The following is a 20,753-nucleotide window of genomic DNA, read 5'->3' as shown; positions in this document are numbered from 1 at the left end:
CATTGTGATCTAGGGGTAATTCTACCTTTTCACCCTCCTATGTATAAAAGACATACTATGGATGTATCCAAGGAGGATATCAAATGTGCTCGAAAGCTTTCCGGAGAGATGAACACGGACCAGGAGAGGTCAATGTTCGAGGTAAACCTACTGTTGGATGATGGTTTACGGGACCGTTTTCAAGATTATAAACTGTTGTGGGAGTGCTATCCCAAACCGGATCTACCACTGAAAAAAAAACAATCCGGAAATCGGATAAGAGAGGCTATTTCCCCAAAAGCATCGGGAAAAAGAATTTTTCTCCAAACCAAGATGAAGGTAATCTTGGCAGCTGCAGCGGTAGTTCTGATTGGTTTTTCCTTGTACCTGTTCTCAATGGGTGATGCTTCCCGGTACACCAATCATATCATAGCCCAACAAGGGGAACGGAAACAAATTACCCTGCCTGATGGATCATCGATAACGATCAATTCCGGGTCTGAATTAAAATTTCCTGAAGTCTTTTCCAAGAACAGCAGGGAAGTTTGGTTAGAAGGGGAAGCGTATTTTGACATCTCCAAGGATGTTGAGAGGCCCTTTCATGTAAACACCGATGGATTGACGGTCCAAGTTTTGGGAACAAAGTTCAATGTCAATACCAAAGGGAAGACAAAGACCGTGTCCTTGGAAAGCGGCAAGGTACAGGTCACTTTGAAGGATTCCGGCGATGAAATACGGTTGAGCCCCAATGAGGAACTGCAGCTGAATACGGAAACAGGTGAAGTGGTAAAACGCAATTTTGATGTATCCAAGATCACGGCCTGGAAAGACAATATCCTTCTATTGGATGATATGCCTTTGGGCGATGCTTTGATTCCCATCAATCAATTTTATGGAGTAGAGTTTACCATCTCGGATGATTTGGTCGCCAGCAAAAAAATCAGTGCCGCGTTCGAAGACCAAGACCTTGACCAATTTATACAAACATTGGAATTCATTGCCGATGTGAAGATTACCCCGGTATCCCCAAAAAAATTTTCAATAGCCCCCCGCGATGAGAACTAAACATTCCCTAGAGTTGATGGATTTTAACAGCATGACAGATGTAGAGCTATTCCGTTTGATACACCAAAGGAACAAGGAGGCTTTGGAGACAGTTTTCAACAGATACTATGAGAGCCTTTGTCGGTTCGGGCTTACCTACGAGCCAAAACTGGACATTGTTGAGGAAAAGGTGGCCGATGTTTTCATTCAATTGTGGAATGGTTATGAGCGCATCCATGAAATCAGAAACCCCAAGCCATATCTCTATGTGGTGGTAAAGAACAAGTTGTTGGAGCCCGTGGCATACTCCCATCTAAAACAACCCTTGGAGTTCGGCCAGGAAAACCAACAAGCTTCAAGTCCGAGTATAGAACAAGAAATCATCGATCAGGAGCAAAGGGAATTCTATATAAAACGAATCAAGGATGTGCTGGACCAAATACCCAAAAAATCCCGGCAAATCTTTGAAATGAGTCGATTGGACGAGCTCAAGTACAAGGAAATCTCAGAGATCTTGGGAGTTTCCATCAAGACAGTGGAAAACCACATGGCCATAGCCCTCAAGACCATTAGAAAGATGGTAATCAAGAACAAACAATATTAACCTCACAACAAAATCTATGAAAAACTGAACACCTAAACTTAGTAGAACCTTAAAAAATATCGAGAACCAATAATTAAACTACTCTTTAAGAAATGAAAAAATTAAACTTGTTAGCATTGCTACTGTGTCTTCCATTGTTGGGTAGGGGAAGTAATGTCCCCATATCCGTATCCAATGTGGTGAATACACAAAACTTTGACATGATCAATCTTAACCTTAAAAGTGTTGCTCTGGAAAAGGTGTTCGACCTTATAGAGAAGCAAACCGGCCAAAGATTCATCTACGCTGCGGATGCCCAATCCTTGGATCAACGCATCAGTATAGACGTGAACAAAGGGAACCTGGAAACTGTCCTTGAAGTTCTTAAGAACAAGGCCAATGTAGATTTCCGGGTTACGGAACAAGGTGTTTTGGTGAAATTCATCCAAGAAAAGCGAAAAATTTCAGGATCTGTAATCGATGAAGCGGGCAGTCCCATTCCAGGGGCCAACGTATTTGTTGAAGGAACCGATTACGGTACAGTGTCCGATTTTGATGGAAAGTTCACGATGGAAATCCCTTCCAATTTCAAGGTACTTTCCATAACCTATATCGGATACAGAAGACAGGACGTGAACATTGAAAATATGGACAATGTAACGGTCACCCTCATTGAAAGTGCGTCCCAACTGGATGAAATTGTGGTGGTAGGATATGGCACAGAAGCCAGAAGGAACATTACAGGTGCCATTGCTTCGGTTTCCCCTGAGGAAATCAATACCCAGCCCAAGGCCAATGTGGTGGAAATGTTGGATGGCCGTTTGCCCGGTGTCCAGATCATGAGCGACAATTCTCCTGGTGGTGGGACCTCCATTCGCGTTAGGGGCTTTAGTACCATTAACAGTAATGATCCGTTGGTAATTGTGGATGGGATCCCTGCTTCCAATGGCCTTAATGGAATCAATCCTTCGGATATTGAAACCATACAGGTCTTGAAGGATGCTGCATCAGCTTCTATCTATGGATCCCGTGCTGCCAATGGTGTTGTGATCATTACCACCAAAAAGGGATCGGACACTGGCGGGGAATATGTGGTATCCTTTGACAGTTATGCAGGTCTTCAATCCTCCTACAACCTTCCAAGAATGCTCAATGCCCAGCAATATGGGGATCTTTTATGGCAAGCTACCATCAATGATGGGGGAACTCCTTCCCACGATATTTATGGAGACAATCCCGCGCAGGCCGTAATTCCACAATGGCTCAATGACGAACAGACCATCCCTAGCGCTGATGTAGATTGGGTAAAACAGATTTTGCAAACCGCCACCGTTCAATCTTATAACGTATCATTGGCCAAAGGAGACTCCAAAGGTCAGCACATGTTTTCTCTGGGATATTACAACCAGGAAGGTTTGATAAAATACACAGGCTTTGAAAGGTATTCGGCTAGGTTCAATTCATCCTATAACATTGGTGACTTCTTGACCATTGGTGAAAACTTTACGGCCAATTACAAGGAGCAGGTTTCCATAGGTACCAATAGTGCTTTGGGGAGTATTGTCTTGAGTGCCATGCAGTTTCCATCCATTGTCCCAGTGAAGGACATCAATGGGGAATATGCAGGTAACCCGCTCAACGATACCCAAAACCCCATGGGCCAGTTGTATCGAAATAAGGACAACAAGCAGAAACGGGTTCAGGCCTTGGGAAATGTGTATGCCAATCTATACATCAAGGATTTTACGTTTAAGACCTCTTTTGGATTGGATTACCAGAATTATAACATCAGGAGTTTTTCACCTACGTTTAATGAAATTCTTTCCACCAACAATACCAACTCGTTATCCACTTCCAATAGCTTCAATTACCAATTCTCCTTTACCAATACACTAAACTATAAAAAACAGTTTGGAGCCCACAATGTGGATGTATTGGTTGGGCAAGAGGCCATCGAATACAATTATGAAGGTTTTGGTGCTTCGGTAAGTGAATTCCTGTACGAGGATGAAAACTTTAGGTATTTGAGCTTTGGAACCGAGAACATGCTCAATTCCGGTAACGCATCCGGATGGTCGCTCAACTCTTACTTCGGAAGGTTGAACTACAACTATGATGAAAAGTATCTTTTTACGGCAACCGTTAGACGTGATGGTAGCTCCAGGTTCAATGAGGACAACCGTTGGGGAACATTCCCTGCATTCTCTTTGGGATGGAGGTTGGACCGCGAGGACTTTTTTAATCCAGATGGAATTGTCTCTTCCCTGCTTTTGAGAGGAAGCTGGGGGCAAACGGGTAACCAGGATATTTCCAATTATGCTACTGTGGATAGCTATCGTAACAATAATGCGAACTCCAACTATGCCATTGATGGTGCCCAAGAGTCGGTGTATATTGGACTTACCCAATCTAGGATTCCGAATCCCGATTTGAAATGGGAGACCACGACCCAGACCTCCATTGGTGTGGATATGGGACTTTTAAAAGACCATCTGAACATTACTGCTGACTACTATATCAAGAAAACTGATGACATCTTGGTGTACAACACTGTTCCATTGACCTATGGGGGTACTAATGATGGGCAGTGGGTGAACGATGGAAAAATGAAGAACAACGGATTTGAATTGAACGTCAACTATAATGACAAAGTGGGTGATTTGGGCTATCAGATCGGTCTTAACCTTACTGGATCTAAAAACGAGTTGACAGAGTTGAATACGTCCGATTATTTGGGCATTCCAAGTTCATCCTTACACAGTGTAAACTTTGACCAGGAAATATCAAGGAGTGCGGTAGGCCAGCCTATTGCCTCGTTCTATGGCTATGTGGCCGAAGGATTGTTCCAAAGTCAGGCTGAGGTGGATAGTTATGGACTGCAGCCCAATGCCCAACCCGGTGATATCAAGTTCAAGGATGTGGATGGCGATGGTGATGTGGATGCCGACGACAGGACGTTTATTGGTTCCCCGCACCCCGATGTCATGTTGGGCCTTAACCTACAGTTCAACTATAAGAATTTTGATTTAGGCCTTTTCTTTAATGGAAGCTTTGGCAATGACACCTATAATTTTACCAAGTACAAGAACCATTTCTTCAACCAAGCAGCTTACAACAAGGAGAATGTTTTATTGGATGCTTGGTCCGAAAACAACACCGATTCCAGCATCCCACGCTTATCCCTTGATGATCCCAACAACAACATTCGACCTTCTAGTTATTATGTGGAGAATGGATCATATGTTCGGTTGACCAATGCGCAAGTGGGATACAACGTTAGCCCAGAATTGCTTGGAGGCCTCAAGTTGAGAATATATGCCCAAGCAAGCAATTTGTTTACCATAACCGATTATAGTGGGATGAACCCCCAAGTGGGCCTTCAAAACTACTCGGGTAGCAATAGGAACCTCGACATTGGAATCGATCGTGGATTGTATCCTCCGAGCAGAACTTTTGTGATCGGATGTAACCTTAAACTCTAAAAAAAGCCATGAAAAACATATTGAAAGTAAAATCAAAATATATGATGGTAGGTGCTACCGTGGCACTTACGCTCTTGGGATCTTGTTCCAAGGATTATTTGGAAGAAGTCACCTTTGGTGAAGTTTCCCCTTCTGAAATGACCAAAGCCGAAAACGTTGAAAAAGCCATTATTTCGGCCTACAGCGTACTTAATGGGCAAATTGACGGGGCCAGCAATGCCTACAATTCCCCAGCTTCCAACTGGAGCTTCGGCGATGTGGTTTCGGATGATTGCTACAAAGGCGGTGGAGGAACCGGGGACCAAAACCAGATCCATCAAATGGAACTTTTCAACACTTCCCCTACCACCTATGATGTGCAACGAAAGTGGATGGCCTTGTACGAAGGGGTAAAAAGGACCAATGAGGCCATGAAGCTTTTGAATGCCTCCGAGGACTTTGATGCATCCCTAAAGACCCAAAGAACTGCGGAACTTAGATTTTTACGAGGTCATTATTACTTTGAACTCAAGAAGATCTACAACCAGATTCCGTACATCGATGAGACGGCTGAAACGGTTTCCGATTATGCCCGTTCCAACACCGAGTTCACTTCGGAACAACTATGGGGCAAGATAGAGGATGATTTCCAAGCTGCCTACGACGTGTTGCCCGACACCCAAGAAGAAGTGGGAAGGCCTACCAAGTTGGCTGCCATGGCCTATTTGGCAAAGACGTATTTGTTCCAGGATAAATGGCAACAGGCCTATGATGCCACCACCTTGGTAATGGGAGGAAGTTATGGACTTATGGATGATTTCCAATCGGTGTTTTTGCCTGAAAATGATAACGGACAAGAAGTGATCTTTGCGGTACAGTACTCGGTAAACGATGGACAATCCAGTAATTACAATGGAAGTATAGGTGACCGTTTGACGGCCCCCGGGGGACCGTATTACTCCCAATATGGTTTTCATCGTCCCTCCCAGAATTTGGTGAATGCCTTCAAGACCGATGCCGGTGGATTGCCAGTAGAGGATAATGTTGACGTTACCGACACCGATTTTGTAGATCCAAGATTGGATATCACTGTGGGCCGACCAGGCATTCCCTATAAGGATTTGGATGTTCTTTACGAGGATACCTGGGCCCGTGATTTGGCCACTTACGGACCATTTGGTCCCAAAAAACGGATTCTGTCTGCAAATTCCCCTTACCATGTAATGGTTTGGCCTTATGTGGATGCTTTGAACTACTATATCATCCGCTATGCCGAAGTGTTGTTATGGAGGGCCGAGGCAGCTGTGGAATTAGGGAATCTAGAAGGAGCACGCGGCTTGGTGAACCAAATTCGTGAACGTGCCGCCAATTCCCAATACGTTCAAACTTTGGATGGTGCCACAGATGCGGCCAATTACAATATTGCCACCTATGATACTACTTGGACCGATCCTGCCGATGCCAGGAACAAAGTACGTATGGAAACTCGTCTGGAACTGGCCATGGAAGGACACCGCTTCTTCAATTTGGTGCGTTGGGGGATTGCCAAGGATGTGATTGATGATTACCTCTCGGTTGAAAAAACAAGGAGGAGTCATTTGACCAATGCCGCTTTCACCGCTGGCAAAAATGAGTACTGGCCCATTCCACAGGAATATATTGACAGTGTGGATGATGGTTTGGTGACCCAGAACAACGGTTATTGATCAGGAAATTAAATACAGGGCAACTCCAACACATACCGGAGTTGCCCTTTTTTATTCAAGATGATGAAAAAACTTCTCCTCTTTTCATTGGTTTTTGGCCTTTCCATAATTTCAACGGCCCAGACCAAGCAGCAAGACCAAAAATATCCGAACAAGACCTTGAAAGGATTGCAGGATAAGAACTTCTATTTGTTTTCCGCTATCATGGATGACCAAAAAGTCAGTCAGCTTTTACGGGAAGATAAAATTTTAAAAGATTTTGCCCTTGGAAGACAAACCACTGTACAGGATGTACCTCCAAAAAGTGTTGCCGAGGTTGTTGCACCTTTTTTATGGAGCGAACAAAAAATCCAAACCGTTGGGAAACGACTGGTGGAAATGTCCAAGGACAATGGGACATTTTCAAATTTGATTCAGAAGCTAAGAAAGTCCCATAGCTATGCCCATTTTGAAGATTATCCCGATGATGAATTACTTTACAAAGCGTGGGAGTTGTGCGCCAAAGGACTGGATACGGTTCTAGAAGTTTATGGAACCGGTAAAAAGCCTTTTTACAAGAATATTGATTCCATTTCCTTTGATGTAAACTCCAAACAATATGCATATGCAGTTGCCATTTTGGGACAACAGGCAGAGCAAGATGCAAGAGAAACAAACTTGTTTTTCCAACCTAGCTTAAATCTTTCCCTCTCGTTATTGTATGCCAACCACAAGGACGAAGCCGTACGCTATGACCCCTTGGATAAAAAAGAAAATGCCAAGGCCATACAAGCTATCAAAACAATCGACTTTGGAGCTTATGACTATGCTTCCATTGTTGTTTTAGGCGGTGGTCCGGAAAACTACAGGGATAAACTTTCCATTGCAGGGAAAATCAACCTTCAATTGGCCATAAAGGAATACAGAGAAAACAAGGCCCCACTCATTATGGTATCTGGTGGACACGTACATCCCTATATGACCCCTTATTGTGAAGCGGTGGAAATGAAGAGGGAATTGATGGAAGAATATAGCGTGCCGGAAGAGCACATCATAATAGAACCCTATGCCAGGCATACCACCACCAATATGCGGAATGCCACACGGTTGATGATCGAATACAGTATACCCTTAGATAAAAAGAGTCTGGTAGTGACCAATCCCGCACATAGTGCCTATGTTGAAGGAGATTATTTCAAGGAACGATGCGAAAAAGAACTGGGATACCAACCTGTGGAGCTACACTCTAGATTGTCCCCATCCACTTTGGAGTTCACGGGAAACAAAGTTTCCACACATCAAAATCCCTATCAACCTTTAGACCCTTGATGGGATTAGGAAATAAAGCGTTTTCGTGGAAATGAATCAAAGTTGAGTGAGTTTGTTTGTTTAATTGGGAAGGGCGCAGTAATCTTTTGATACTGCGCCTTTTAATTATTTGGGCTTCCAAAGTCATGTAATACCATCTTTATATTCTAGTTACAAATATTGCTATTCATTTCTTTGATGGGATCACATTGAAGCGGAAATCAAATAGTGTAAAAGTTACTTTAGGGTAATTTCTACAATGGTATCCACACTATCGATTTTGTCCTTAGGTACTTCTATGAACAAGCCAAACTTGTTTTGTTGAAAAGTCAACTTGGATTGGTCGGGGAACAGTTTCACATCTTTGATTTTTTTGCCAAAATCTTCTAAGAAAACCTTCTGGCTTCCATCCAAAATATGTAGAAAAATGGTATTGCCTTTTCTGGTCGTGGCAAATTTGTCGTTGGGAAGGAAAGGCCCGGCCATGGTGCCATAGATAGTGGAACCATTTTTTCGCATCCATAACCCCATTTCTTTTAGGGATTGCTGGTGTTCTTCCTGGATTTTTCCGTTGGGCATGGGCCCTACGTTGAGCAGTAGGTTACTTCCATAACCAGCAGCTTTTACAATATAGTGGATGAGTTCTTCCTTGGATTTATGCTGTCTGTCCTGAAGGTTGAACCCCCACGATCCATTGATGGTCTCGCACACTTCCATGGGCAGTTGGCCAACATCCGATGCCGAGGTACCAAATCCCGTGGTATTCTTTCCGGGAAGATCTTTTTCGAACATCTGGAAATCTTCGCCTTCAATGGGCGCCAAGTGATGGTTGTTCCCGATCAGGCATTGGGGTTGAAGCTCATGGATCAAGGTATAGATCTCGTCATAATGCCAGTCTACCTGTAGTGCCCCAAACCGTTTACCATCCCAGAGTTTTTGATCCCAATGGCCATCAAACCAAATACCTGCAATTTCACCATAATTGGTCAAGAGTTCGGTCAACTGGGCCTTCATAAAGGCGATGTACTTGTCCCATTCCCCGGCACCACGACCTGCAATGTCGTTGCCGGTTCTCCCACGCGGATAGTAATCATCATTGTGCCAATCCAACAAAGAATAATAAAAAAAGAGCTTGATACCTTCTTTATGGCAGGCATCTGCCAATTGTTTCAAGACATCCTTTCCGTAGGGAGTACTGTCGACAATATCATAATTATTGGCCTTCGTGTCGAACATAGAAAAACCATCATGGTGCCTGCTGGTGATGGTGATATATTTCATGCCGGCATCCTTGGCCATTTTCACCCATGCCTCGGCATCATAACCGGTCGGATTAAAAAAAGTGGGTAATTTTTCATAGGCCTGTATCGGAATATTTTGGTTGTTCATTACCCACTCACCATCTCCCAAAATACTGTAGACACCCCAGTGGATGAACATCCCGAACTTGGCCTCTTGGAACCACTTTCGAGCATCAAGATTTTCTTCGGTGGGTTTATAATCTTTTTGACCTTGACCAAATGATAGCGAGGTGAATAGGAGTAGACAAAGGAGAAGTGTTCGGTTGGTTTTCATGGCATGGTTATTTGTATTAAGATATGACTTTTTGTATTACATCGACGTGTATCATATTTTCGATCAGTTTTTGGAAAAAGAGGAATCATGCTTTTTTGTCCACACGATACTCATAGAGTATGGGTCCTCCCTTGATACCGGCTTTGACTTCGCCTGTATTTTTAAGAATATCCATTTGAAAAATTCGTTTTCTGAAGTTGCGTTTATCCAACTGAAGTCCCAAAATGTCTTCATAAAGACCTTGCAGTTCGGTTAACGTGAATTTTTTGGGAAGCAATTCGCCCATGACCAATCGGTCTTTCAGGTTGTTTTTGAGGAACATATAGGCATCGTGTATGATCTGGGAATGGTCAAACCCCAGGTTTTTGGGAATCTCATCCATATCGAACCAAGCAATCTGTTCCACATTTCCTTTAAGAAAAAGAGGATGGTTTTCCGGTCTTATCATGGCATAGAAGGAAACGGTGATGACGCGTTTGATGGGGTGTCTGTCAATGGCGGAATACACTTTCACCTGTTCAAAATGGATGTTCTCGACCCCGGTAAGAGCAACCAATACTTTGCTTGCACAATCTTTTAGGGTTTCATTGCCTTCCATAACCCCGCCAGGTAACATCCAATGGTCGGTGAACTCCCCAACGGATCGTTTAGTGAGCAATATCTTTAACCGATGGTCCACATATCCGAAAACGGCAATATCCGTAGTGATGGAACACTCGAAAGAATCAGTGTTTACTGTTAAATTTTGAAGATTCGATTGTTCGAACACCTTTTTATTGCTCATTTGATTTTTTTATTGCTTTAAAACTTATAAATTAGCATCCGTGTCAAATGTACACAGAAATAACAATTTTTTAAAAGGAATCCATCAAATAATAGGATATTAAAGGTTGGGATGAGCAATACATTATTCGATATTTCCAATAAGGTAATCCTGATTACAGGAGGAACAGGCGTGCTCGGCGGGAGCATGGCGGAGTATCTATTATCGGAAGGTGCAAAGATTGTTTTATTGGGACAGACCGAGAACAAGGTGAAAAATAAAGTCATGGGGCTTAAAGAATCCTATTCGGATGTGCTTGGATTTTCAGGAAGTGTATTGGATAAACATTTTTTGGAAGACGTAAAACGCAAAGTGGTGCAGGAATGGGGAAGAATAGATGTACTCATCAATGCTGCGGGAGGAAATATGCCAGGTGCGGTCATCGGGGAAGGACAGACCATTTTTGACCTTCAAATGGAAGATTTTAGGAAGGTTTCCGAATTGAACCTGGACGGCTCCGTAATCCCTTCCTTGGTTTTTGGGAAACAGATGACGGACCAAGGCCATGGATGTATTCTCAATATATCTTCCATGGCAGCTACAAGGGCTCTTACCCGTGTGGTGGGTTACTCGGCATCCAAAGCGGCCATCGATAATTTCACCAAATGGATGGCTACAGAACTGGCCCTGAAGTTTGGGGAAGGCCTTCGGGTAAACGCCATTGCCCCTGGTTTTTTCATCAGCAATCAAAACCAAAAACTCCTCTTAAATGAAGATGGTAGCTATACCGACCGTGGTAAAAAAATAATCGATAACACCCCTATGAAGCGTTTTGGGAATGCCGATGAATTGCATGGTGCAGTGCATTGGCTCATCAGCGATGCTGCCAGTTTTGTGACCGGTGCCATCATTCCCATCGATGGGGGATTTAGTGCATTTAGTGGTGTATAAACAAGGACTACAAATAGGATTGGAACAAACTTGGCGCTGGTACGGACCAGATGACCCCGTTTCGTTGGAAGATATCAAAATGGCCGGAGCCATAGGTATTGTCACGGCATTACATCATATTCCCAACGGTGAAGTTTGGCCCATGGAAAGTATTTTGGAACGTAAAACCATGCTTGAAAATGCTGGGTTAAGATGGTCTGTGGTGGAATCTCTCCCCACCCATGAAAACATCAAGACCCGTTCTGGAAATTATAAAGAACATATTGCAAACTACAAGCAAAGCTTGATCTATTTGGCCAAATGCGGTGTCAAAGTTGTATGTTACAATTTTATGCCCGTTTTGGACTGGACGCGTACCAATCTTGCTTATACTGTGGAAGATGGTTCCAAAGCACTCTTCTTTGAATACAATGCTTTAGCTGCTTTTGATGTGCATATTTTAAAGAGACCTGGAGCAGAAGAGGATTATACCAAGGAACAGCTTGCTGGTGCAAAGGCCTATTTTGATGGGATGTCCAAGGATGAGATTCAGATGTTGGTCAAGAACATCATTGCTGGACTTCCTGGTTCTTCTGAGGGGTATTTGGATGCAGAAAAAGGGTTCAACCTGCAAAAGTTTCAATCCATTTTGGATACTTATAAGGGTATTGATGCGGAACAAATGCGTAGCAACTTGGTTGAATTTCTCAAGGAAATTATTCCAGTGGCAGAAGAAAACGGTATTCTGATGTGCATCCATCCCGATGATCCACCTTTTTCGATATTAGGTTTGCCCCGAATCATGAGTACGGAAGCAGATTATGCCCATATTTTTAAGGAAGTACCATCCATCAATAACGGTATTACGTTTTGTACGGGATCTTTGGGTGTAAGGGCTGATAACGATTTGGGAGCCATGTTCCAACGGTTTGCCGATAGGGTTCATTTTATGCATTTGCGAAGTACAAAAAGGGACGATAAAGGAAACTTTTATGAAGCCAACCATCTGGAAGGGGATGTGGATATGTTCGATATTATGGAGAAAGCGCTTAAGGAACAACAGCGTCGTAAACAGGAAGGAAGAACGGACTGGCAAATTCCGATGAGACCTGATCACGGCCATCAAATGCTGGACGATTTGAGAAAGCATACCAATCCTGGGTATTCTGCCATCGGTAGACTCAGGGGATTGGCAGAACTAAGGGGTTTGATGTTGGGGATTGAAAGGTCGTGGTCATGAAAAATTGAAATAAACAGTTATCAAAAAATAGTAGAGTGAAAACAATAAGGATGGTCTTAACACTTGTCTTGGTTGCACAGTTCATGGGCTGTATGCAAGATGATGGGGTGAAGACTATCCGGTTGGCCCATGGATTGGATGTAAACCATTCAGTGCATCGGGCCATGGTGAAAATGGGGGAAGATCTGGAAAATATTTCAGGAGGAAAACTTCGCATAGAAATTTATCCAAACCAACAACTGGGAACCGAACGGGAGATTTTGGAATTGATTCAATTGGGTAGTCTCGATATGACGAAAGTATCGGTCGCCACTTTGGAAAATTTTGCCCCAAAGACTCGAATTTTGGGACTTCCCTATCTTTTTGAAACTAGAAAGCATGCTTTTGAGGTTTTGGATGGACCCATTGGACAAGCGTTGCTGGACAACGCACAACAATTTCGATTGAAAGGACTGGGCTATTACGATGCCGGTTTCCGAAGTTTTTATACCGAACACGAGCCTGTAAACTCCCCGGATGACTTAAAGGGACTCAAGATTAGGGTCATGGAAAGTGTCACGGCCATGGATATGGTTAAAAGCCTTGGAGGTTCGCCTACGCCTATTTCTTGGGGAGAGCTGTATACGTCTTTGCAACAAGGTGTGGTGGATGGGGCAGAGAACAATCCGCCCAGTTTTTACCTTTCCAAACACTATGAAGTTTGTCCCTACTACGCATTGGATGAACACACTTTTTCCCCAGATGTCTTGATTGTAGGAACCCAATTTTGGAACAAACTTTCGAAACAGGAACAGGATTGGGTAAATGAAGCGGTAAAAAGGTCCTTGGAGCATCAGCGAAAATTGTGGGCGGATTCAGAAGCAGAGGCATTGGAAGAAGTGCAAAAGGCTGGGGTGAAGATTTCACATCCAAATAAGGAGCCCTTCATCCAGCTGACAAAAGAAATGTACAAAGTATATGAATCGGATGAAGAATTGAACAACATGATACAACAGATCAAATCCATGGCAAATTGATGGGCTTTAAAAAAACATTGGACAGTATTTTGGCGCATCTTCTGGTGTTGCTGATGGGCCTAATGGTGCTGAACGTGCTTTGGCAGGTGTTCAGCAGATATGTTTTGGGGAAACCAAGTGCTTTCACAGATGAACTTGCCCGTTTCTTGATGATTTGGTTGGGTTTGTTGGGAGCTGCCTATGTGTCGGGCAAAAAAGGGCATGTGGCCATAGATGTTTTGGCCAAACGCGCCAGTGTAAAAAATCAAAAAAGGTTAAAAAGAGGCGTGTCCAGTTTTATTATACTTTTTTGCTTGGCCGCAATGGTGACAGGTGGTGGATGGCTGGTCTTTACCACTTATGAACTGAAACAACTTTCCCCTGCATTGGGGATGCCTTTGGCATATGTGTATATCGTAATCCCGTTAAGCGGGTTGATCGTGGTTTATTATAAATTTTTTGACATACTATCGGATTGAGCTCTATGGAATACATCCCCTTACTTGTATTGATCATCAGTTTTGTGGGCCTCTTGGCAATCGGTACCCCCGTGGCGTGGAGCATTGCTATATCCTCTATGTTGACCTTATTGGTGAGTGTTCCTTCATTGCCTGCATTGGCAACGATTTCCCAACGTATGGCCACGGGGCTGGATAGTTTCGCCTTATTGGCCATTCCATTTTTTATATTATCGGGAGAATTGATGAACCAAGGGGGCATTGCCCATCGACTCATCGCTTTTGCCAAATCTTTGGTAGGGGCTTTGCCTGGAGGACTGGCCTTGATCAATATCATTTCGGCCATGTTTATGGGGGCCATTGCAGGGTCGGCCATGGCCTCGGCATCAGCTATGGGGAGTATTCTTGGGCCAGAGATGGAAAAGGAAGGGTATGACCGGGAATTCGCGGCCGCGGTGAACATCACTTCTGCCACCACGGGATTGGTCATTCCTCCCAGCAATATTTTGATTGTGTATTCATTGGCCAGTGGTGGTGCATCCATAGCGGCACTTTTTTTGGCAGGGTACATTCCAGGTCTACTCACGGGTTTGTTGTTGATGGTGGTCACGGTTTTTTGGGCCAAGAAAAAAGGATATGGCACTGGGGAAAGAAGCTCAATGAAACAGGTTTTTAAAACCTTTGTTGATGCCGTACCGAGCCTATTTTTATTGGTTTTGGTCATCGGAGGTATCGTAGCGGGGATCTTTACGGCTACCGAAGCATCTGCCATAGCCGTGCTTTATAGTCTTTTACTGGGTTTTGCTTATAAGCAGATTACCTTTAAAAAATTACCACAGATCTTTTTGAATGCCTCATCCACTACCGCAGTGGTGATGTTGTTGATCGCAGCTTCCATGGGCATGTCTTGGGCCCTTTCCTTTGAACATATCCCGCAGGATATCAGTTCTGGACTTTTGTCCATTACCGATAACAAGATTGCCCTATTGCTCATCATTAACCTGATATTATTGTTTGTGGGCATTTTTATGGATATCACTCCGGCGGTGCTCATTTTCACCCCGATATTTTTGCCTATTGTGACCAAATTGGGAATAGATCCGGTCCATTTTGGCATCATTATGATTTTGAACCTATGCATCGGCTTGTGTACGCCACCGGTCGGTTCGGTACTTTTTGTGGGGGTGGGCATCGCAAAGACATCCATAGAAAAAGTGATAAAACCCTTGTTGCCCCTTTTTGCGGCGATGATCTTGGCCTTGTTCCTTATCACCTACATACCCGAATTGGCCCTTTGGTTACCTGGCTTGTTTGGACTATAATCGAATTGTAAAATAAACTGTTAAATATGACACATAAAATGAACAAACTAAAATACGGGGCGCTGGCACTTCTACTATGTTGGGCGTGTGCCGAGGCTCCCAAGGATGACACCCCATGGGTGGATTTATTCGATGGAACCCTCAACGGTTGGAACCAAAAGGGTGGTGAAGCCCATTATGCGATTAAGGATGATGCCATTGTAGGCTCCACGGTCCATGATACCCCCAATTCGTTTTTGACAACCGATAAGATGTATGATGACTTTATTATGGAGTTGGATTATAAAGTGGATTCTACCATGAATTCCGGCATCCAGATTCGGAGCAATAGTTTCCCTTACTATCAAAATGGAAGGGTGCATGGGTACCAGATTGAAATTGATCCTTCGGATAGGGCATGGAGTGCGGGCATTTATGATGAAGGACGAAGAGGTTGGCTCGTGACCTTGGACGACAATCCAGAGGCCCAAAAAGCCTTCAAACAAAACGATTGGAACCATTATCGCATCGAAGCGATCGGCGATACCATCAAAACATGGATCAATGGTGTTCCCGCGGCCCATTTGGTTGACGATAAAACACCTAGTGGGTTTATTGCACTACAGGTACACAGCATTGGAGAAGATCAAAAAGCAGGAACGGAGATTGCTTGGCGAAATATCAAAATTTTGACGGATAGCTTGTCAAAATATACCAAATCCATGACCTTGCAACCTGTGGTGACCAAAAACCATATCAATGTGGATGAGGCCAAAAATGGTTGGGAATTGTTGTGGGACGGCAAGACCACGAACGGTTGGAGAGGAGCCCGATTGGATAGTTTTCCAGGCAAAGGTTGGGAGATAAAAGATGGGGTTTTGACTGTTTTATCATCAGGAGGAGAGGAATCGGCTGCCGGTGGTGACATTGTGACCACTGATGTGTACGGGGATTTTGAACTGATGGTCGATTTTAAGCTGACCGAAGGCGCCAATAGCGGCATCAAATATTATGTGAACACGGATTTGAACAAAGGCCCAGGATCATCCATTGGATTGGAATACCAACTGTTGGATGATGCCGTGCATCCCGATGCCAAATTAGGCAACCATGAAGGGAGCAGGACCTTAGCATCTCTTTACGATCTTATCAAAGCAGACCCCAATAAACCTGCCAACCCGATCGGGGAGTGGAATACGGCACATATCATATCCAAAGGAAGTCATGTAGAGCATTGGCTCAACGGGATGAAAGTTCTGGAGTACGAACGGGGAAGTGATGAATTCAAAAAGCTCGTTTCTGAAAGCAAATATGTGGTATGGCCCAATTTTGGAGAAGCACCTACAGGTCCCATTTTGTTACAAGACCATGGGGATAAGGTAAGTTTTAAGAACATCAAGATAAAAACCACCGAAAAAGAGTAACACCATGACCACAAGACGCGATTTCATAAAAAAAACAACTACTGGAACTGCTGCCGTTACCTTGGGAAGCATGGTACTTCCATCTTGGGCCAATGCCCGAATTTTGGGAGCCAACGATCGAATCAATTGTGCGGTAATCGGTGTCAGGAGCCGTGCCAAGGCCCATGTATTGGCCATCCATCAAGACACAAATGCAAAGATTTTGTACAGCTGCGATGTGGACGATACTATTTTGGAAGAACACAATGCCTGGTGTCAAGAACATATCGGGTATGTTCCGAAGGTGGAAAAGGACTTCCGCAAGGTTTTGGAAGATAAGGATGTGGATGCCATCTTTATTGCCACACCCGATCACTGGCACGCTCCAATGGCCATTATGGGCTTACAGGCGGGGAAACATGTGTATGTGGAGAAACCCTGTAGCCACGATCCCCATGAAAATGACTTGTTGGTGGCGGCCCGGAATAAGTATGGAAAAAAAGTACAGATGGGAAATCAGCAGCGATCGGCCAAAACGTCCATGATGGCTGTGGAGGACATCAAAAAAGGAGTGATTGGAAATGTATTCAAAGGCGAGGCTTATTATTCCAATAACCGGGAGTCCATTGGACACGGTAAGCTAATCGATGTACCCCAGACCTTGAATTGGGACCTATGGCAAGGTCCGGCTCCAAGAGAAAGTTATCGAGACAATGTCCATCCCTATAATTGGCATTGGTTCCGAAATTGGGGTACGGGAGAGATCCACAACAACGGTACCCATGAGATTGATATCTGCCGTTGGGCCTTGGGTGTGGACCTTCCCGAAACGGTGACAGCATTTGGCGGAAAGTACACTTTTGATGATGACTGGGAGTTTCCCGACAATCAACAGGTAACCTATACCTTCCCAGGGGATAAATTCATCACCTGGACTTCCCATAGCCGTGGTATCATGAAACCGGAACGACCTGGCCGCGGTATTACCATTTATGGCAGTAAAGGTGTGATGGAATTAAGCAGGAACTTTTATAAATTATATGATTTGGGTGGAAACCTGCTCAAACAGGAAGACGAGGCAAACATCAGTGCCACCCTGAATACCCAAGGGATTGGCGGATTGGACGTGGACCATGTGGGCAACTTCTTCAATGCCATCAGAAAGGATACCTCTCTGAATTCCGATATCAGGGATGCAAGTGTTTCTACCATGCTCTGCCATCTAGGAAATTTGGCCTATGATGCCGGGCATACTATCGAGATTGATACTCAGACAGGTAAGATATTGAATAGTGAAAAGGCCATGCAAGGGTGGAAGCGGGAGTATGAAAATGGATGGGAACCTAAACTTTAAGCAAAAATGAAACGACGAGATTTTATAGTAAAGGGAAGTTTGGCCAGTTCTGCAGCCTTTTACGCCCCGACTGTTTTGGGCTATGGAACCCCAAGTGCCAATGAAACCATCAATGTTGGGGTCATCGGGACCGGGGACCGTGGTGGTGGCCTCATTCCCTTTATCAACCAAATCCCGAATATGAGGGTAGTGGCCTGTAGTGATATCATTCCTTTCCGGCTCAGCTCCGGCCTTTCCAAAGTGGAGGGCAAGGCCAAAGGCTATGAGGATTACCAAAAACTTTTGGAAGACAAAAATGTGGATGCCGTTCTGGTATCAACTCCGTTCAGTACGCACTCCCAAATTGTTACCGATGCCTTAAAAGCGGGAAAGCATGTGTATGGCGAAAAAACCATGGCAAAGGGATATGATGGCATAAAATTGTTGGTAGATGCTGCGGAAAACTCAAGTACCATTTTTCAGGCGGGCCATCAATACCATAGTTCTCGATTATACACCCACATTGTGGATGAAATCAAAAAAGGGAAGATTGGCAAGATCACGGCTTTTGAATGCCAGTGGAACCGCAACAACAATTGGCGACGGCCCGTTCCCGATCCCAAATGGGAACGCATGATCAATTGGAGGATGTACCGTGAATTTTCAGGAGGACTTTTGGCCGAACTTTGTTCCCACCAATTGGATTTTGCCAATTGGGTGCTGGGTGCCATGCCAGAAAAAGTCATGGGCGTGGGAGGAATCGATTATTGGAAGGATGGCAGGGAAACCTTTGACAATATCCATCTTATTTATAGCTATCCAAAGGGCGTGAGGGCTTCCTTCACTTGTTTGACCAGTAATGCCATGGGCGATTACAAGGTGAAGGTAATGGGTGATAAGGGCGCTTATATTTTGGATTATGTGAAAGCTTGGTATTATCCCGAAGGTAGTTTTGAGAAAGAAGTTGGGGAGGTAGACGGAGTTTCCGGGGCCACCTTAAACTGGGACCAGGGAAGGGGTATCCCCGTAAATTTTGATCATGAGGACCCTAGCAAACAAGCCTTGATAGATTTTAAGGACAATATTTTGAACAACACCTTGCCCATATCCAATGCAAAAACAGGGGCCATGGCCGCACTATGCGTACAGATGGGATTGGACGCCATGTACGGGAACACTATTGTGGAGACAGATACAAAAATGGTAAAGGAGATAGTAGGATAGCCTGAATTGGTATCAGTAGCAAGAATAATGGAGCAATGAAACTAAGATGAGGAACCATTTTATCACGGATAATTTTTTACTGTATAACGAATTTGCCGAGGAACTTTATCATACCTATGCGGCAATGCAGCCCATTATAGACTATCACTGTCACTTACCTCCGGAACAGATTGCGAGGAATCATATTTTTGAAAATATTACCCAAGCTTGGATCAATGGCGACCACTATAAATGGCGGGCCATGCGGACCGCAGGGATGAATGAAAAATATATTACGGGAGACACAAGTGATTTTGAAAAATTTAGGGCATGGGCAGAAACTCTTCCACAGACCCTTAGAAATCCATTATACCATTGGACGCACTTGGAATTGAAGCGCTATTTTGACATTGATTTGCTTTTGAACAAAGAAAGCGCCCAAGAAATATATCAGGATGCCTCAACAAAACTGGGTAGCAGTGCCTATAGTTGCCAAAACCTGATCCAGAGACTGAATGTTGAGGTGGTCTGTACCACGGAGGATCCTACGGACACTTTGGAGCATCACCGAAAAATGGCCAAGAGCAGATATGGGGTCCACGTCAGTACTTCGTTCAGACCGGACAAAGCATTGCTCATTTCCCATGAAGGATACCAAAGGTATCTGCAGGAATTGGAAAAGGCGAGTGATATAGAAATCACCTCTTTTAAAACGTTATGTGATGCCTTGTCCAAGCGAATCGATTTTTTTCATGAAAATGGTTGCAGGCTCTCCGATCATGGGTTGAGCTATGTTCCCTTTGTGGAAGCTTCCTCCTCTGAAATAAAATCCATCTTTGCCAAGAAAAGAAAGGGAGAAAGCCTAACTCCTTTGGATACTGAGAAATATCAGACGGCACTCTTATTGTTTTTGGGAGAACAGTACCATGCCAAGGGTTGGGTACAACAATTTCATTTGGGAGCACTTCGAAATACTAATTCCCGAATGCTCAATAAATTGGGACCAGATACAGGTTGGGATTCCATTGGGGACTATCCACAGGCCTATACCTTATCCCGATTTTTGGATGCTTTGGATACCAAGGACAAACTGACCAAGACTATTTTGTATAATTTGAACCCATCTGACAATGAAGTTTTGGCTGCGATGATCGGCAATTTCAATGATGGCAGTGTAAAGGGAAAGATGCAGTTTGGATCAGGCTGGTGGTTTTTGGATCAAAAAGATGGTATCACAAAACAGTTGAATGCGCTGTCCAACATGGGACTGTTGAGCTGCTTTATTGGAATGCTTACAGATTCCAGAAGCTTTCTTTCCTACCCACGTCATGAATACTTCAGGCGGATACTATGCAATCTACTGGGGGAAGAGATGGAGAAGGGTGAATTACCCGATGACATGGAGTTGATTGGCAATCTAGTGAAGAACATTTGCTATGGAAATGCCAAAGAGTATTTTAATTTTCAACATGATTCGTAATTAAATAAGCTA

General features: G+C 44.0%; 16 protein-coding genes. 14 read left to right on the top strand and 2 right to left on the bottom strand.

The features are described from left to right. Positions 1–57: 57 nt before the first annotated feature. From D2V05_RS13615 to D2V05_RS13595, 5 genes are all read left to right on the top strand, one after another. Positions 58–1,044, top strand: coding sequence for a FecR family protein (locus D2V05_RS13615; protein ID WP_183114841.1), 987 nt, complete (start codon positions 58–60; stop codon positions 1,042–1,044). Continuing rightward, positions 1,034–1,627, top strand: coding sequence for an RNA polymerase sigma factor (locus D2V05_RS13610; RefSeq protein ID WP_119648177.1), 594 nt, complete (start codon positions 1,034–1,036; stop codon positions 1,625–1,627). The genes D2V05_RS13615 and D2V05_RS13610 overlap by 11 nt, the downstream gene beginning before the upstream one ends. Positions 1,628–1,719: 92 nt before the next feature. Next, a complete protein-coding gene (locus D2V05_RS13605; RefSeq protein WP_119648176.1) occupies positions 1,720–5,088 on the top strand; it encodes a SusC/RagA family TonB-linked outer membrane protein in 3,369 nt (1,122 codons plus the stop codon). A gap of 8 nt (positions 5,089–5,096) precedes the next feature. Continuing rightward, positions 5,097–6,773, top strand: coding sequence for a RagB/SusD family nutrient uptake outer membrane protein (locus D2V05_RS13600; protein WP_119648175.1), 1,677 nt, complete (start codon positions 5,097–5,099; stop codon positions 6,771–6,773). Positions 6,774–6,833: 60 nt separating this feature from the next. Then, complete coding sequence (locus tag D2V05_RS13595; protein WP_119648174.1) at positions 6,834–8,081, top strand: YdcF family protein; 1,248 nt, start codon at positions 6,834–6,836, stop codon at positions 8,079–8,081. A gap of 216 nt (positions 8,082–8,297) precedes the next feature. Here the strand turns inward: D2V05_RS13595 and D2V05_RS13590 are convergent, their stop codons facing one another. Both D2V05_RS13590 and D2V05_RS13585 read right to left on the bottom strand, forming a co-directional pair. Beyond that, positions 8,298–9,635: an alpha-L-fucosidase gene (locus tag D2V05_RS13590; protein WP_119648173.1), complete on the bottom strand. Its 1,338-nt coding sequence runs from the start codon at positions 9,633–9,635 to the stop codon at positions 8,298–8,300. 85 nt (positions 9,636–9,720) lie between these two features. Further along, the gene (locus D2V05_RS13585) at positions 9,721–10,419 is read right to left on the bottom strand and encodes an NUDIX hydrolase (RefSeq protein WP_119648172.1); all 699 of its coding nucleotides are present in this window, start codon (positions 10,417–10,419) and stop codon (positions 9,721–9,723) included. Positions 10,420–10,530: 111 nt separating this feature from the next. On the opposite strand from D2V05_RS13585, the gene D2V05_RS13580 reads away from it, so the two are divergent. From D2V05_RS13580 to uxaC, 9 genes are read left to right on the top strand one after another with little or no spacing between them, the layout of a single operon-like run. Continuing rightward, positions 10,531–11,349, top strand: a complete 819-nt coding sequence (locus D2V05_RS13580; RefSeq protein ID WP_119648171.1) for an SDR family oxidoreductase — start codon at positions 10,531–10,533, stop codon at positions 11,347–11,349. Further along, positions 11,318–12,568 carry a mannonate dehydratase gene (uxuA, locus tag D2V05_RS13575; protein ID WP_119648170.1) on the top strand — a complete coding sequence of 417 codons (1,251 nt, stop codon included), beginning with the start codon at positions 11,318–11,320 and terminating at the stop codon, positions 12,566–12,568. Before D2V05_RS13580 ends, uxuA begins: the two co-directional genes overlap by 32 nt. Positions 12,569–12,618: 50 nt before the next feature. Further along, positions 12,619–13,584 (top strand): TRAP transporter substrate-binding protein, encoded by a 966-nt coding sequence (locus D2V05_RS13570; RefSeq protein WP_119648169.1) that lies wholly within the window; start codon positions 12,619–12,621, stop codon positions 13,582–13,584. After that, positions 13,584–14,042, top strand: a complete 459-nt coding sequence (locus tag D2V05_RS13565) for a TRAP transporter small permease (protein ID WP_119648211.1) — start codon at positions 13,584–13,586, stop codon at positions 14,040–14,042. Before D2V05_RS13570 ends, D2V05_RS13565 begins: the two co-directional genes overlap by 1 nt. A 5-nt stretch (positions 14,043–14,047) precedes the next feature. Further along, positions 14,048–15,343: a TRAP transporter large permease gene (locus tag D2V05_RS13560; protein ID WP_119648168.1), complete on the top strand. Its 1,296-nt coding sequence runs from the start codon at positions 14,048–14,050 to the stop codon at positions 15,341–15,343. Between the two features lie 38 nt (positions 15,344–15,381). After that, positions 15,382–16,746 (top strand): 3-keto-disaccharide hydrolase, encoded by a 1,365-nt coding sequence (locus tag D2V05_RS13555; RefSeq protein WP_119648167.1) that lies wholly within the window; start codon positions 15,382–15,384, stop codon positions 16,744–16,746. Positions 16,747–16,750: 4 nt separating this feature from the next. Continuing rightward, a complete protein-coding gene (locus D2V05_RS13550) occupies positions 16,751–18,079 on the top strand; it encodes a Gfo/Idh/MocA family oxidoreductase (RefSeq protein ID WP_119648166.1) in 1,329 nt (442 codons plus the stop codon). 6 nt (positions 18,080–18,085) lie between these two features. Beyond that, positions 18,086–19,282, top strand: a complete 1,197-nt coding sequence (locus D2V05_RS13545; RefSeq protein WP_119648165.1) for a Gfo/Idh/MocA family protein — start codon at positions 18,086–18,088, stop codon at positions 19,280–19,282. Between the two features lie 46 nt (positions 19,283–19,328). Beyond that, a complete protein-coding gene (uxaC, locus tag D2V05_RS13540) occupies positions 19,329–20,741 on the top strand; it encodes a glucuronate isomerase (RefSeq protein WP_119648164.1) in 1,413 nt (470 codons plus the stop codon). Positions 20,742–20,753 lie beyond the last annotated feature (12 nt).

Source organism: Flagellimonas pelagia, assembly GCF_003584135.1.
Taxonomy (GTDB): Bacteria; Bacteroidota; Bacteroidia; order Flavobacteriales; family Flavobacteriaceae; genus Flagellimonas; species Flagellimonas pelagia.
Note: the sequence above shows the minus strand (reverse complement) of the source record. Positions and strands in the feature narration are given on the sequence as shown.